This is a genomic window from Streptomyces cinereoruber (assembly GCF_009299385.1).
In the GTDB taxonomy this organism is placed as follows: Bacteria; Actinomycetota; Actinomycetes; order Streptomycetales; family Streptomycetaceae; genus Streptomyces; species Streptomyces bikiniensis.
Map to the genome: position 1 here is coordinate 6,426,146 of NZ_CP023693.1, position 14,250 is coordinate 6,440,395.

Consider the following 14,250-nt stretch of genomic DNA (forward strand, 5'->3'; position numbering starts at 1 on the left):
CCGAGGCGGCCCCTCGGGCGTTTCGGCGTCACCGCGTCCGGCCCGCGCCTACGTCAGGTGGGGCAGCAGGCGGTCCGGAGTCAGGGGCAGGTCGCGCAGGCGCACGCCGGTCGCGTGGTGGACGGCGTTGGCGATCGCCGCGGCCGTGCCGACGATGCCGATCTCCCCGATGCCCTTGCTGCCCATCGGATTCAGATGGGGGTCGTGCTCCTCCACCCAGTGCGCCTGGATCGCCGGCACGTCGGCGCAGGCCGGCACGTGATAGGAGGCCAGGTCGCGCTCCGTGTAGTCGCCGAACGCGGGATCCATGGTGCTGTGCTCGGTCAGCGCCATGCCCAGGCCCATCGTCATCCCGCCGATGAACTGGGAGCGGGCCGTACGGGGGTTGAGGATCCGCCCCGCCGCGTAGACGCCGAGCAGCCGGCTCACCCGGACCTCGCCGGTGACGGTGTCGACGCGGACCTCCGCGAAGTGGGCGCCGAAGGCGTGGCGGGCGTACGGGGAGTCCTGACCCGTCTCCTCCTCGGTGTCGGCCTCGGCGGTCACGCCCTCGGACGGCAGCGGGCCGGAACGGCCGGCCAGCTCCTCGCGCAGCGCGGTGCAGGCCTTGTGGACGGCCCAGCCCCAGGAGCCCGTGCCGGAGGAGCCGCCCGCCACGGGGGCGTCCGGCAGGGCGCTGCTGCCCAGCTCGACCCGTACGGAATCGAGCGGGACGCCCAGGGCCTCGGCGGCGATCTGGGCCAGGACGGTCCGCGCGCCCGTACCGATGTCGGTGGCGTCGACCCGTACGGTGTGCAGCCCGTCCGGCCCGGCGTGCGCCGACGCCTTGCACGGGCTCAGGAGGACCGGATAGGTGGCCGAGGCGACCCCCGTGCCCCACAGTAGGTCCCCGTCGCGGCGGACGCCCGGCCGGGGGTCGCGGCCCTCCCAGCCGAAGCGCCGCGCACCCTCCCGCAGGCAGTCGGCGAGGCCCCGGCTGCTGAACGGCTTGCCGCTGTCGGGCTCCGCGTCCGGCTCGTTGCGCAGCCGCAGCTCCACCGGGTCGACGCCCGCCGCCACGGCCAGCTCGTCCATGGCCGACTCCAGGGCGTACATGCCGGACGCCTCGCCCGGGGCGCGCATCCACGACGGCGACGGCACGTCCAGGGCCACCACCCGGTGACCGGTGAAGCTGTGCGGGGAGGTGTACATGGTGCGGGCCGGGACGGCGGCCTGCTCCACGAACTCCTTCACCGTCGACGTCTGGGTGACGACCTCGTGGGAGAGGGCACCGATCACGCCCTCCTCCGACGCGCCGATCCGCACGCGCTGGACGGTGGGCGCGCGGTGGCCCACCACCGCCGCCAGCTCGCGGCGGGGCAGGACGAGCCGCACCGGGCGGCCGGTGTGCCGGGAGGCCATCGCCGCCAGGACGCACGGGGGCCGGGGCGTGCCCTTCGAGCCGAAGCCGCCGCCGACGAAGGCGGAGACGACCGTGACCCGCTCCGGGGGCAGCTCGAAGAGGCCCGCCAGGGCGTCCCGTACCGTCGACGCCCCCTGGCTGGAGTCGTACACGGTCAGGCCGCCGTCCTCCCAGTGGGCCGTGGACGCGTGGGGCTCCATCGGATGGTTGTGCAGGGCGCTCATGGAGTACGTGGCGTCGAGCCGTACCGGTGAGGCGGCGAAGGCCGCGGGGAAGTCGCCGCGCTCGCGCACGGCCGGGTGCCCGCCGTTGGCCTCCTCCGGTGTGTAGAGGTCCGGATGGTCGGCGCGCAGCAGGACGTCGTGGTCCTCCACGGCGTAGTCGACGCCGAGGGCCTCGGCGGCCTCGCGCGCGGCCTCCGGCGTGTCGGCGACGACCACGGCCACGTACCAGCCCCGGTGCGGGACCCGGTCGTCCTGGAGCAGCAGGAGCGTCGGATCGTCCGCCTCGCCGAGCCGGGGCGCGTTCTCGTGGGTGAGCACGGCGCGCACCCCGGGGCGCTTCAGAACGGCTTCGGCGTGCACGGCGGTGACCCGGCCGCGGGCGACCGTGGCGGGCACCGGGCAGGCGTGGAGGCAGCCGGGCGGCGTCCGGTCGACGGCGTAGCGGGCCTCGCCCGTCACCTTCTGCCGGGCGTCGCGGCGGACGGCCCCCGTCGTCGGACGCACGAGCTGGCTGGTCATGGCGCGGTGCCTCCTGCAGTAGTCATCCGGTGGTGTCGGCGCGGGACGCGAGGTCGTGCAGCACGCTCACGGCGAGGTTGCGGGCGAGGGGGACCTTGAAGCCGTTGTCGCGCAGCGGCTCGGCGGCGGCGAGCTCCGCGTCGGCGGCCCGCCGGTACGTCTCGGCGGTCGCCGGGGCGCCGCGCAGCACCTCCTCAGCCGCGAGGGCCCGCCACGGCTTGTGGGCGAGACCGCCGAAGGCGAGGGCCGCGTGCCCGATCCGCCCGTCCTCGACGGTCAGGACGGCGGCGACGGAGGCGAGCGCGAAGGCGTACGAGGCGCGGTCCCGGGCCTTGCGGTAGGCGCCGCGCGCACCGGGCGGGGGAGCGGGCAGCGTCACGCCGGTGATCAGCTCGCCGTCCTCGATGACGGTGTCCCGGTCCGGGTGGTCGCCGGGCAGCCGGTGGAACTCCGCGACCGGCACCGTCCGCTCGCCCGCCGGGCCGCGCAGCCGGACCTCCGCGTCCAGGGCGGCGAGCGCGACCGCCATGTCCGACGGGTGGGTGGCGACGCAGTGGACGGAGTGGCCGAGCACCGCGAGGTCGCGGTGGACCCCCTCCCTGGCGGGGCAGCCGGAACCGGGCACGCGCTTGTTGCACGGCTTCGACGCGTCCTGGAAGTACGGGCAGCGGGTGCGCTGGAGCAGGTTGCCCCCGGTGGTGGCCGAGTTCCGCAGCTGCGGGGAGGCGCCGGCCAGGAGGGCCTGCGAGAGGACGGGGTAGCGGTCGCGCACGAGCGGATGGGCCGCCACGTCGCTGTTGCGCGCGGTCCCGCCGATGTGCAGACCGCCCGCGGCGGTCTCCTCGACGGCGTCGAGCGGCAGCCCGTTGATGTCGATGAGCAGCGGCGGCCCCGCGACCCCCAGCTTCATCAGGTCCACGAGATTGGTCCCGCCCGCGAGGAACCGGGCGCCCGGCCGGGCGGCGAACCGCTCGATCGCCTCCTCGGTGCGCTCCGGCCGGACATAGGCGAAGGGCCTCACCGCGCGGCCTCCTCGATCGCGTCGACGATGTTCGGATAGGCGCCGCAGCGGCAGATGTTCCCGCTCATGCGCTCGCGGATCTCGTCCGGCGTGAGCCGCACCGGGCCGTCCGGCCGCTGCTCCGGCGGCGTCACGTACGACGGCTGACCGGCGGCCGCCTCGTCCAGCAGGGCGACGGCCGAGCAGATCTGCCCGGGGGTGCAGTAGCCGCACTGCAGGGCGTCCCGGTCGACGAACGCCTCCTGGACCGGGTGGAGCCGGTCGCCGTCGGAGAGCCCCTCGACGGTGGTGACGGACGCGCCCGCGCAGACGACGGCGAGCAGCAGGCAGCTGTTCACCCGCCGCCCGTCGAGCAGGACGGTGCAGGCCCCGCACTGCCCGTGGTCGCACCCCTTCTTCGAACCGGTGAGGTCGAGGTGGTCGCGCAGCGCGTCCAGCAGGGTGGTGCGGTTGTCGACGGTGAGGGTACGGGCGGTGCCGTTGACCCGCAGGGTGAGGGTGGAAACGGCCTCGGCGGCGCCTTCCGGGATCTCATCCGCCGATGCGGTCCGGTCCACGGGTTCCACGGGCCTTCCTCCTCGTCCTCGGGTCATGTCTCCTCCGATGGTGCGCGAGGGGCGTCTGCCCCGCACGGGGGGAGGCATGCGACTGGTTCTTCCGGGGCCACCGGGGTCGGTGGCGGGCGGCCCCGGCGCGCGTCGTCTCGGCGCCGAGAACCTCGACCGGTCCCCCGACGGGCAGTTCTACGTCGACCTGCGCGGATCGACCGGCGAGAGCGGCCCCGAACCGGCCGCCGTGCGTGATCACGTCCGTCGACTCCAGGTCCCCGGCGTGGGCGGGGTCCGGACGATGCTCCTCCGGCGTCCGTTCCACCTGCGGACGCAGCGGCACGTACGGATCGAGCCGGGGCGCGCCGGACGAGCTCCGCGAGCGGGGCCTCGGGGCCGAGCCTCTCCCGCTCGTCCGCCGTCAGGAGCACGGCGGTGCCCAAGGCCGCCGAGTGGTAGGCCACCGCCCCGAAGTCCCCCAGGACCGGGTCCGCGGCGAGGAGGGTCTGCCGCCATCCGTGGACGGGGTCGATCAGGGTCGGTCCGCCGCGCCGGGCCCGGTCCAGCCGGGCCCGGATCTGGCCGGGGCCGTGCCAGATGTTCGGGTGGAGGACGACGGCCAACCGGTGGCCGTCCGCGGGCGGTTCGGCGGCGAGCCGGGGCGGCGGACCGGACAGGACGTCCCGGCCCCCGCCGCTGCCGAAAGAAGACCTCGGGGTTCCGGGCGGAGTTCAGGGCGACGAGCCGCTGCCCGCGCCGCACTCCCAGGACGCCCCGGTCAGCAGGGCCTCCGCCACACGTCCAGTTCCGGTCTCTTCAGCATCGACGACAGGCGGAGGGAGCGGGACTCGGGGCAGAAGGCGGACGGGGACTCCTCGTACTCCACGTGGAAGACCGCCTTGCCCGCCGCGACGAAGGGTTCGAGGAGGGCGCACTCGCCGAACTGGGCGCACTCCTCGTTGACCGCGAAGTCGAAGTGGTCCACCAGGAAAGGGATTTGAGCGAGGTCGTTCTTCAGTCCCACCGCCAGGCCGCGTGCGTGCGCGATGTCCGCGATCATGCGGTTGTAGCGGAGCTGGTCGTCCGCCGTCAGGGGGAATCCCGTGTCGTTGCCGTAGCCCTCCACCAGATCCGGTTCCACCGCGTCGAAGCCCTTGTCGCGACACATGTCGAACCGGCGCTCCATCAGGGGCCGGAGGACGTCGAGGCGGCGGATGTCCAGCCAGCGTTCGCCGTGCCAGCCGTTGGGGCCGCCCAGGACGGACTCGGGGAAGGCGTCCCGGTCGGGGCGGTAGTCCTCCCACGCCCCGACGTTGATGTAGCAGATCACCTTGCGCCCGTCCCGGTGCAGCCGGGCCACGTCGGCCGCGCTGTTCTCGAAGCCGTCGATGTCGTACACCGGCACGTCGACGGACGGCTCCACCTTGCCGTTGAGCTGCCACTGCCAGGCCAGGCCGGGGCGCGGCTGCCAGCGCGCGCCGGTCGCGGGGCGGCGGGTGGGGGTGCGGTCCGGGGAGGGCCGGCCGGCCGTGGGGCTCGGCGGGCGGGGCGTCGTCGGGCCGCCGGTCGTGGGGGCGGGAGAGGGTGCGGCGCTCGTCGGGAGGCCGATCGCGGGAGGACTCGCCGCCGCACTCGGACCCGTACCCGGGCCCGTACTCCCTCCCGCGCCCTCGGCCGGTCCCTCCGTACCCCCCGAGCAGCCCGCGAGGACCGTCAGGGCCAGGAGCGCGGTCGCCAGGGCCGCGCCCGGGCGCCGCCTCACCGGTCCGCCTCCGCCAGGGCCGGGGTCAGCCCCGCCCACGGGTTCGGCGGTTCCCCCGTCACCGGGCCGCAGACCCCCGCGCCCCGTTCGCGCGCGGTGCGCACGGCCAGCGGGACGAGCGGGGCGGGCACCCCGTACACCAGGTGGCAGAGGCGTTCGGACGGCAGGCGTGCCGTCCACGACGGGCGGCTGAACGTCGAGACGTACGTCGACCAGTGCCCCTCGAAGGTGACCGTCAGGTCCGCGAGCCGCACGTAGCCGGGCGCGGGGTGCACCCCCGGGTTGATGACCACGGGGGAGATGCCCTCCCGGCGCAGCGAGCGCACCGTGCGCCGGCAGGCCGGCAGGCCGTCGCGGCCCGCCGTCGTCTGGTCCAGGAAACAGCCGTCCACCCCGTACCACTCCCGGTGCCGGAGCGCCTCCTCGGTGATGACCTCCGCGTCGCGCATGCCGTAGTCCGTGTCCACGTAGCCGAGCAGCCGGGCCCCCGCCGACCGCAGCGCGCGGGCCGCGGCCACGAACGCCGGGTCCGGCGCGTCGCCGGGGCCGCTCGCCGGGTTGAGCACGACGGCGTACGTGTGCGCGGCGCCGGTGATCAGCCGGTGCCAGGCGTCCGGGTCCTCGGCGGGGTGGACGTACAGGGGGATGAGCAGGCTCACGGTGCCGCCACCCCGTCGGGCACGAAGGAGCGGGACCGGGCCTCCCACAGCGCCGCCACCGACGCGTCGAGCGCGTGGGCCGGGGCCCAGCCCAGGGCCGCCGCGGCCGCGCTGATGTCCGAGCACTGCCAGGACACCCGCGCGGACCGCTCCGAACCACCGCCGCCCCCGCTCCCGTTGCCGTCCCCGCCCGTCTCCGCGATCCGGCCGCGGAAGCCCGCCGCGTCCGCGAGGCGCCGTACCAGCTCCCGTACGGGAAGCGCCTCGCCGCCACCGACGTTCAGGACCGGCGGCAGCGGACCGGGTGCGGTCGCCGCCAGCTCCACCGCCCGCGCCACGTCCCGTACGTCCACGAAGTCGCGGTACGCGGAGAGGTCGCCGAGCCGCAGCTCCCCCTCCGGGTCCCCGGGGTCCGCCACCTCGGCGAGGAGCGCGGCCACCCGGCCCGGCAGGCCCGTGGCGGGCGCCCCGGCCCCCACCGGGTTCCCCACCCGCAGCACCACCGCGTCCAGACCCGACGACGCCACCGCCACCGTGCCCGCCAGCTTGGTCGCGCCGTACGGTCCCGCCGGGGCGCACGGCTCCGACTCCGCCACCCGCAGACCGGGCGTCCCCGCCCCGTACTCGGCGGCCGACCCCAGATGGACGAGGCGGGCCCCGGGCGCGGCCGCGCGCAGCGCCGCGCACAGGGCGGCGGGCCCCCGCGCGTTCACCTCCGCGAGCGTGACGGCGTCGCCGCCGGTCGCGCCCGCGCAGTTGACCACGGCGTCGGGCGCGGCCTTCGCGAGCGCCCCCGCCAGGAGGCGGGGGCGGTCGGCGGCGAGGTCGACGGCGACGTCGGCCCCCGGGGAGCGGCCGCCGACGAGGACCCGCGCGCCCGGGAGGGCGCGCAGCCGCTCGGTGACGTGGCCGCCCAGGTATCCGCCGGCGCCGAGGACGAGGATGCGCATCGCTGTTCAGGCTCCCTTGAGCAGGAGGGACTTGCGGCTGGTGAACTCCGCGTTGGCCCGGTCGTAGTCGTCGGGACGGCCGATGTCCAGCCAGTAGCCGTCGAAATCGTAGGCGTGCGGCGGGGTTTCGGCGGCGAGCAGGTCGAGCACCAGCTCGTCGAAGCCGAGGGGCAGCCCCGGTGTGTAGGCGTCGAGGGTCTTCCGGGAGACGCCGTAGACCCCCATGGACACCCGGTAGTCGATGCTGGGCTTCTCGGTGAAGGCGACCACCCGGCTGTCGTCGGTGGTCAGCACCCCGAAGTCGATGTGCACCTTGCGGGCGTACGTGGCGATGGTCAGCGGCGCGCCCGACACCTCGTGCCGGCGCAGCACGTCGGCGTAGTCGAGGTCGGTGAGCACGTCGCCGTTCATGACGAGGAAGTGCTCCGGCAGCCGGTCGCGCAGGTTGAGCAGCGGGCCCATGGTGCCGAGCGGGTTCTCCTCGGTGGCGTAGTCGATGCTCAGGCCCCACTGCGAACCGTCGCCCACGTAGGCGCGGATGATCTCGCCGAGGTGCCCGATGGCGAGGGTGCAGTGGGTGAAGCCGGCCCGGGACAGCTGGCGCAGCACGATCTCCAGGATCGCGTGCTCGTCGCCGATGGGGACGAGCGGCTTGGGCAGCGCGGTGGTGTACGGCCGCAGCCGGACGCCCTTTCCACCGGCCAGGATCACAGCGTGCATGGCATACCTCCTGCGGGACGTGCCGGACGGGTCAGATGTTGTAGATGCCGGTCTTGTAGCGGGCCAGGTTCGCGGGGTCGGTGAACCACTCGGCGGTCCGCGCGAGGCCCTCCTCCAGGGAGTGGTCCGGCTGCCAGCCGGTCGCCGCGGTCAGCCGGGAGGCGTCCGCGACCAGCCGCATCACCTCGGAGTCGGCGGGGCGCAGCCGCGCCGGGTCCTCGCGGACGTCGAGCGGGGTGTCCATGACCTTGCCGATCAGCGCGACCAGGTCGCCGACGGAGATCTCCCCGCCGGTGCCCGCGTTGAGGGTGCGGCCCACGACGTCCTCCGCCGGGGCCGTGCCCACCGCGAGGAAGGCCCGCGCGGTGTCCTTCACGTAGGTGAAGTCCCGGGTGGGGCGCAGGTCCCCGAGGGTGAGGGTGCGCTCCCCGGCCGCCACCTGGCCGATGACGGTGGGGATCACGGCCCGCATCGACTGCCGGGGGCCGAAGGTGTTGAACGGGCGGAGCGTCACCACGGGGGTGCCGAAGCTGGCGTGGTAGCTGTCCGCGAGCCGGTCGCCGCCCGCCTTCGAAGCGGCGTACGGGGACTGGGTGTTGATCGGGTGGTCCTCGGTGATCGGGACCGTCTGCGCCGTGCCGTACGTCTCGCTGGTCGAGGTGTGCACCAGGCGGGGCGTCCCGAGGGCGCGCACGGCTTCGAGGACGTTGAGGGTGCCGGTCACGTTGGTGTCCACGTAACTGTGCGGCGCCTGGTAGGAGTACGGGATCGCGATGAGCGCGGCCAGGTGGTACGCGCAGTCGGCGCCCTCCAGGAGGCCGCGCACCGAGCCCGGGTCGCGGACGTCGCCGAGCACGATCTCGACCTGGTCGAGGACGTCGGGGGAGAGGGTCTCCAGCCAGCCGTAGGAGGAGAACGAGTTGTACTGGGCCATGGCCCTGACCCGGTGGCCGGAGGCGACGAGCGCCTCCGTGAGGTGCGAGCCGATGAACCCTTCGGCCCCGGTGACGGCGGCGAGCGGTGCGGAGGTCAACTCTTCGGTCCTTTCGGAGGAGAACAGCACGGTGGTGCGGGAGAGGAGCGGTGGGCGGGCGGTCCGGTCAGGCGTGCGGGGACGGCCGGCCCAGGAGGGCGACGACGCAGGCCGCCAGACAGACCGCGGCCGCGGCGCAGACCGACGGCAGCACGCCGGCCCCGCCGGACGGCCCCGCCAGGGCGACGACCCCGGCGCCCGCGGCCGTCGCCAGACAGACCATCGCAGGCGGCCAGGCCACGCCGAACGCCTGGAGCAGGAGGGCGGTCCACAGCACCGCCGCCAGGGACAGCAGCGCGACCGGATCGGAGTCCAGGACCAGCGCCGGGACCAGCAGGAGCAGCAGGTAGCAGACGAGGCAGAGGGCCAGGACGCCCCAGGAGCGGAGCAGGAACGCCCGGAGCGTCGCGCTGGCGCGCAGCGCGGCGACCGACCAGCCCCGGTAGCGGTAGAGCAGCCACTCGGCCGGGCCCATGCTCAGGGTCAGGACGATGACCGCGTACGGGTCCTGCCGACCCTCCAGCATCACGAGCACCGCAGCCGCGAGCCCGAACAGGCCGTACGGCACGGAGCCCCGCAGCCGGGGGCGCGGGCCCTCGGCGGCCGGGGCGGCGAGGCCGGAGGCCAGGACCCGCAGGGCGACGGCGAGCGTGGCGAGGAGCGCGAGCAGCGGGAAGGTGAGCCGCAGCAGGGTGCCGGGCTCCCACCAGGGCAGCACGGCGGCGCCGGCGATCAGCGGGCTGAGCGCGGCGAGCAGCAGCCGCTCCCGGCCGAGCACGAGCAGGACGCCCGCCGCCGCCAGGTACAGCGACTGGGCCGCCGCCGCGACGGTGGCCGGGCCGCCCCCGGCGGGGACCGCGGCGAGGCCCGTGGCCACGCACGCCCCGAGCACGGACCCGGCCAGCAGCGTGCGCGCCGCCTCCCGCCGGCCCGTGGTGAGCCGCAGGTGCGCCCGGTGCCCGAGCGCCTGCCCCCACGCCCAGGAGACGATGCCCGCCGTGACCAGGACGGAGGCGTGCTCGTCGATCCGCCACAGCGGGGCGGTGAGCAGATAGGCCAGGGCCGGGAGCGCGAACAGCAGGCCGCGCAGCAGGCACCGCACGGTGTCGGGCCGCCACGGGTCCGGGGGCGCGGCCGGCTCGGGGAACGCCCGGGGCACCCGCTCGTACAGCGCCGCCGCCAGCGAGAACAGGGTGGGGTGGCCGTACCGCTCCTTGATCACGGAGGCCGACAGGCCGTCCGCCTCCAGGAGTGCCGCCACCTCGTAGGGGTGGACGGCCGGGCCGATGCGGTCGGCGAGTTCGGCGGCGAGCGCGCTGACCGCCTCCTCGTCGGGGCCCTTCGAGGGGAGCCGGATCGCGAGCGTGGCGTCGTCCAGGAACCGGCGGGGGCGCGGCACGGCCAGGCGGATGGCGAGGGTGTCCTGCTCGGCCCCGCCGGGTTCGAGGGACATCGGGCCGCTCATCCGGCGAGGCTCCCCGTGCCGCTGACCGCCGGGACGGGCAGGACGATCCTGGCCGGCTCCGGCCGCCGTACCCCGGAGGCCAGTTCGTGGTAGATCGCGCGGAAGGTGTCGACGGTCTGCCGGAGGGTGAACCGCTCGATCACCCGCAGTCGGGCCGCCTCGCCCATCGCCCGGCGCCGTGCGGCGTCGCCGAGGAGCGCGAGCGCGGCCTCGGCCATCGCGGCCGGGTCGCGCGGCGGCACCACGAGCCCGGTGTCCCCGACCGCCTCACGCACGCCCCCGACGTCGGTGGAGACGGTCGCGCGCCCGCACGACATCGCCTCGATCAGGGTGAACGGGAAGCCCTCGCTGATGCTGGACAGCATCACGACGTTCCCGGCCGCGTAGGCGTCCTTGATGTCGTCGACGCGCCCCTCGAAGGTCACGGCGTCCGCGTGGCCGAGCTCGGCCGCCAGCGCTTCGCAGCGCTCCCGGTAGGCCTCGCCGCCCCGGGGCGTGCCGCCGAAGAGCCTCAGCCGGACCTCGGGCATCCGCTCCCGGACCAGGGCGAGGGAACGTATCAGCGTCTCCAGGTCCTTGATCGGGTCCACGCGCCCGGCCCAGCTGAGGGTGGGGGCGTCCGGCTCGGGCCCGGCGGGCGGGAAGGCGGCGGGGTCGACGCCGTTGTAGACGGTCCGGATGGACTCGGGGGCGGCGCCGCCCTCCTCCTCCCACAGGCGGTTGTAGCGGTTGCCCGGGGTGATCAGGGCCGCCTTGCGGTAGCTCTCCTCGGCGAGCAGCCGGAAGAAGCCCAGGACCACGGCCTTCACCGGCCAGCGGTAGGGGGCGGTGCGGTAGCCGAGGTACCGCTCGCGCAGGTAGACGCCGTGCTCGGTGAGCAGCAGTGGCACCCCGTTCCGCTCCAGGGCCGCGAGGCCCGGCAGGGCGGCCACCCCGCCGCTGACGGCGTGCGCGACGCCCTCCGCCGGCGGCGGCGCGGACAGCGGCCGCAGCGCGTGCTCCAGCAGGGCCGTGGCGGTGATCGCGTCGTGCAGGGTCGGCCGGGCCTCCCGCACGGCGAGCCCCGGCCGCCGCCACACGGAGGTGAGCACCGAGATCGCCGCGTCGCTCCGCAGGAAGGGACTGAGCCGCCCGTCCCCGGCGGCGTGCGCGAGGGCGTACAGGGCGGGGCCGAAACCGGCCTCGGCGCCCGGGTCGAGCAGCGCCGTCGTGAACTTCTCGTAGGCGTCGGCGAGCCGCCGGGCCGCCCTGCCCCGGGGCGGCCGGCCCTCCGGCGCCGGGCCCCACATGGGCACGGAAAGGACGTGGGAGACGTGGGACGGCAGGTCCCAGGCGAGCGGCTCGCGGCCGGAGCCGGTGACGGCGAGGACGTCGAAGTCGACGTCCGGCATGCCGGTGACGAGCTGGTCGCACCAGACGCTGACACCCCCGTGGCTGTGCGGGTAGGTGCCTTCGGTCAGGAGGGTGACGCGCGGGGCGCCGGAGCGCCGCGCGCCGCGGTGAACGTGCATGGGTGTGGACTCCACGGCCGTGGTGGGAGTGGTCGTGCCGGTCCCGGCCGCCGGTGGGCGGCCGGGACCTCGCCGCCCGTACGGGGCCGGCGCCGGTGGTGCGGCGGTCAGCCGCCCGCGCCGGGGGAGACGGGCTCGGTCACACCCGCGGGGACCCGGGCGGCCGGGGCCGGAGCCGCGACCCGGGCCGGGGCGGGTCCGTCCGCCCGCAGGGCCTCGACGTAGGGCAGCTCCAGGGTCAGCCGCGCGCCCGCCAGGGACGTCCAGCCGGAGCGCCCGCCCGCGTACGCCTCGCCGAAGAGGGAGCCGGAGCCCGAGCCGGAGCCGAAGTGCAGGGTGCCCTCGGGCACGGTCACCGGGACCGCGGTGCCGCTCGGGCCCTCGACGGTCACCGTGTCGCCGACGCGGTACGCGGTGACCTGGCCGTTCTGCACGGCCGTGCGCCAGGCGGAGCGGCGCTGGAGCTCCTGCCCGATGTCCTTCATCCGCAGGTTCACCACCGGGGTGCCGGGGGCGAACAGCGCGTCGTACGCGTCGAGGACGCCGTCCAGGACCGGGTAGGCGATGCGGTCCTCGGCCAGGTTCGACTGGTGGATGAAGTGCGGCTTGGGGTCGTTGGCCAGGACGTGGCCCAGGGCGATCTGCCGCTCCAGGGGCACGATGTGGTCCGCGTAGCCGGTGGCCGGGTCGAGCGGGGCGGGCAGGCAGGTGGTGGTGGCCGGGTTGTCCTCGCAGATGCCGCTGCCGCCCTGCGCGCGGCTGGTGTAGATCCAGTTGTACTCGTCGACCTGCTCGGCTGCCCGGCCCGCGTTGTAGAAGACGTTCATCGGGTAGCGGGGGACGGTCGTGGCCGTGCCGACCTGGCGCTGGCCGGGCTCGCGGGAGTTGTCCGAGGCCAGCCAGCCGATGTTGTTGTCGCCGAGGGCCGGGCCGAGGTTCGGGTTGTCGGTGTTCTGCTGGGGCAGGACGCGCAGTCCGGAGTGCTCGCCGGTGACCAGCTCGTCGTTCTCCAGCGGGAGTCCGGCGGTCTGGCCCCACACGCGGTTGAGGGCGATCTCGTCGGAGACGTCCTGCCGGGAGACCCACTTGATCGAGCCGTCGGGGTTCGTGGCGCACTGCCACGGCACCGTGCTCGTGTTCTGCTCGCAGCCGAGGAAGGCGTGCGTGTAGGTGTGGTTGATCCAGCGGAAGTCGTTCCGCTTGGCGACGAACCGGTCGGCCAGCGGGTCCGCGCCGTTGTTGTCCGCGCGGAAGTCGACGGTGCCGGCGGCGTTGTACGCCATGTCCAGGGTGAAGTTCCGGGAGGTCTGCCAGGCGGCGGCGTGGTCCACGTCGGCGGCCGTCATCCGGATCGGGTCGGGTACGGCGTCGGGATCGGTGCAGTCCACGTCGCCGGGCGTGCAGTTGAGCGTGGAGTTCCAGCGGTCGTCCGCCGCGAACACGTCGTCGACGTGGACGGCGAAGTAGTTCCGGGAGGCGCCCAGGTGCGTCCCGCCGGTCATCCACTCCACGATGCCGCGGGCGAGGAGGCGGAACTGCTGCTGGTACTGGTTGTAGACGAAGGTGACGACCAGCTCGCGGCGCCCGTCGTGCCGGTACTCGCCGACCAGGGACCCGCGCTTGGTCGTCCCGGGTATCGCGGCCTCGACGTACGGGGTGAAGTCCGAGCCCGCCACCGGCGTCGACAGGTAGGCGTAGCTCTCGCCCACGGTCGGCGAGTTGTCCTCGAACGGCACGGCCCCTTCGAGGTAGCCGAACGGGCCCGAGAGCCCGGCCGCGGTCGTCTGCGCCGCCACCCCGTCGAGGCTCCCCGCGTACCCGCCGAGGACGGCGTACTGGAGTCCGACCTCGGGCCGGGCATAGGTGTACGCGTCGACCTGCGGGATGTCGTAGGCCCGCTCGTAGTTCACGAGGGCGGCCATCTCCGCGGAACCGGCCGGGAACGGGTTGTCGTTGGGCAGGACGACGGCCTGGAACTTGGCCCGGTTCCGGTCGCCCGAGGTGTCCGCGAGGTAGCCGGCGTCGATCACGGGACGGTCGGCACGGGTGAGGTCGATCTCCGTGTACGGCGTTCCCGCGGCGTCCAGTTCGGCGGCGATGGCGTCGGTGGCCGGGCCGCCGTCGGACACGACGAGGACCCGCAGGTCGATGCGGGGCTCCCGTTCGGACGCCTGCGCCGGGGCGCCCGGCAGGACGAGGGCGGCGACGAGCGCGCCCGTGGTGAACAGGGTGGTGCCTATGAGCCGCTTCATGCGGTGGTGTCCCCTCCCGGAGCAGGGGTGGGCACGGCTCCGAGGAGCGGACGCACCCCCTCGTGGGCGCCGGCATCCCCCTCGAAGGCCGGTCGTCCACGCATCCGTCGCGTCAAATGGTGAGGTATCTGTGGAGCTTTTGTGGTGCCGCCGCGAAAGGTGACGGAAAAACGCGGGCGCCCGG

General features: G+C 75.1%; 11 protein-coding genes. All 11 read right to left on the bottom strand.

Annotated elements, in window-relative coordinates; translation table 11 throughout:
• Window positions 1-48 precede the first annotated feature (48 nt).
• Window positions 49-2,145 carry a xanthine dehydrogenase family protein molybdopterin-binding subunit gene (locus CP977_RS29040; RefSeq protein ID WP_062751169.1) on the bottom strand — a complete coding sequence of 699 codons (2,097 nt, stop codon included), beginning with the start codon at window positions 2,143-2,145 and terminating at the stop codon, window positions 49-51.
• A gap of 22 nt (window positions 2,146-2,167) precedes the next feature.
• Complete coding sequence (locus CP977_RS29045; protein WP_152371058.1) at window positions 2,168-3,166, bottom strand: FAD binding domain-containing protein; 999 nt, start codon at window positions 3,164-3,166, stop codon at window positions 2,168-2,170.
• Window positions 3,163-3,723, bottom strand: coding sequence for a 2Fe-2S iron-sulfur cluster-binding protein (locus CP977_RS29050; RefSeq protein ID WP_062756746.1), 561 nt, complete (start codon window positions 3,721-3,723; stop codon window positions 3,163-3,165). The genes CP977_RS29045 and CP977_RS29050 overlap by 4 nt, the downstream gene beginning before the upstream one ends.
• A gap of 769 nt (window positions 3,724-4,492) precedes the next feature.
• The gene (locus CP977_RS29060) at window positions 4,493-5,323 is read right to left on the bottom strand and encodes an endo alpha-1,4 polygalactosaminidase (protein WP_079131262.1); all 831 of its coding nucleotides are present in this window, start codon (window positions 5,321-5,323) and stop codon (window positions 4,493-4,495) included.
• Window positions 5,324-5,472: 149 nt separating this feature from the next.
• The gene (locus CP977_RS29065) at window positions 5,473-6,135 is read right to left on the bottom strand and encodes a spherulation-specific family 4 protein (protein WP_062751163.1); all 663 of its coding nucleotides are present in this window, start codon (window positions 6,133-6,135) and stop codon (window positions 5,473-5,475) included.
• Window positions 6,132-7,085 carry an NAD-dependent epimerase/dehydratase family protein gene (locus CP977_RS29070; protein WP_152371059.1) on the bottom strand — a complete coding sequence of 318 codons (954 nt, stop codon included), beginning with the start codon at window positions 7,083-7,085 and terminating at the stop codon, window positions 6,132-6,134. The genes CP977_RS29065 and CP977_RS29070 overlap by 4 nt, the downstream gene beginning before the upstream one ends.
• A gap of 6 nt (window positions 7,086-7,091) precedes the next feature.
• On the bottom strand, window positions 7,092-7,805 hold the full coding sequence (locus tag CP977_RS29075; protein ID WP_030215453.1) for a nucleotidyltransferase family protein: 714 nt from the start codon (window positions 7,803-7,805) through the stop codon (window positions 7,092-7,094).
• 31 nt (window positions 7,806-7,836) lie between these two features.
• The gene (locus CP977_RS29080; RefSeq protein ID WP_062751159.1) at window positions 7,837-8,838 is read right to left on the bottom strand and encodes a GDP-mannose 4,6-dehydratase; all 1,002 of its coding nucleotides are present in this window, start codon (window positions 8,836-8,838) and stop codon (window positions 7,837-7,839) included.
• A gap of 67 nt (window positions 8,839-8,905) precedes the next feature.
• Window positions 8,906-10,303, bottom strand: a complete 1,398-nt coding sequence (locus CP977_RS29085; protein ID WP_152371060.1) for a hypothetical protein — start codon at window positions 10,301-10,303, stop codon at window positions 8,906-8,908.
• The gene (gene pelF / locus CP977_RS29090) at window positions 10,300-11,814 is read right to left on the bottom strand and encodes a GT4 family glycosyltransferase PelF (protein ID WP_062751155.1); all 1,515 of its coding nucleotides are present in this window, start codon (window positions 11,812-11,814) and stop codon (window positions 10,300-10,302) included. Before pelF ends, CP977_RS29085 begins: the two co-directional genes overlap by 4 nt.
• A 107-nt stretch (window positions 11,815-11,921) precedes the next feature.
• The gene (locus CP977_RS29095; RefSeq protein ID WP_152371061.1) at window positions 11,922-14,066 is read right to left on the bottom strand and encodes a hypothetical protein; all 2,145 of its coding nucleotides are present in this window, start codon (window positions 14,064-14,066) and stop codon (window positions 11,922-11,924) included.
• Window positions 14,067-14,250 lie beyond the last annotated feature (184 nt).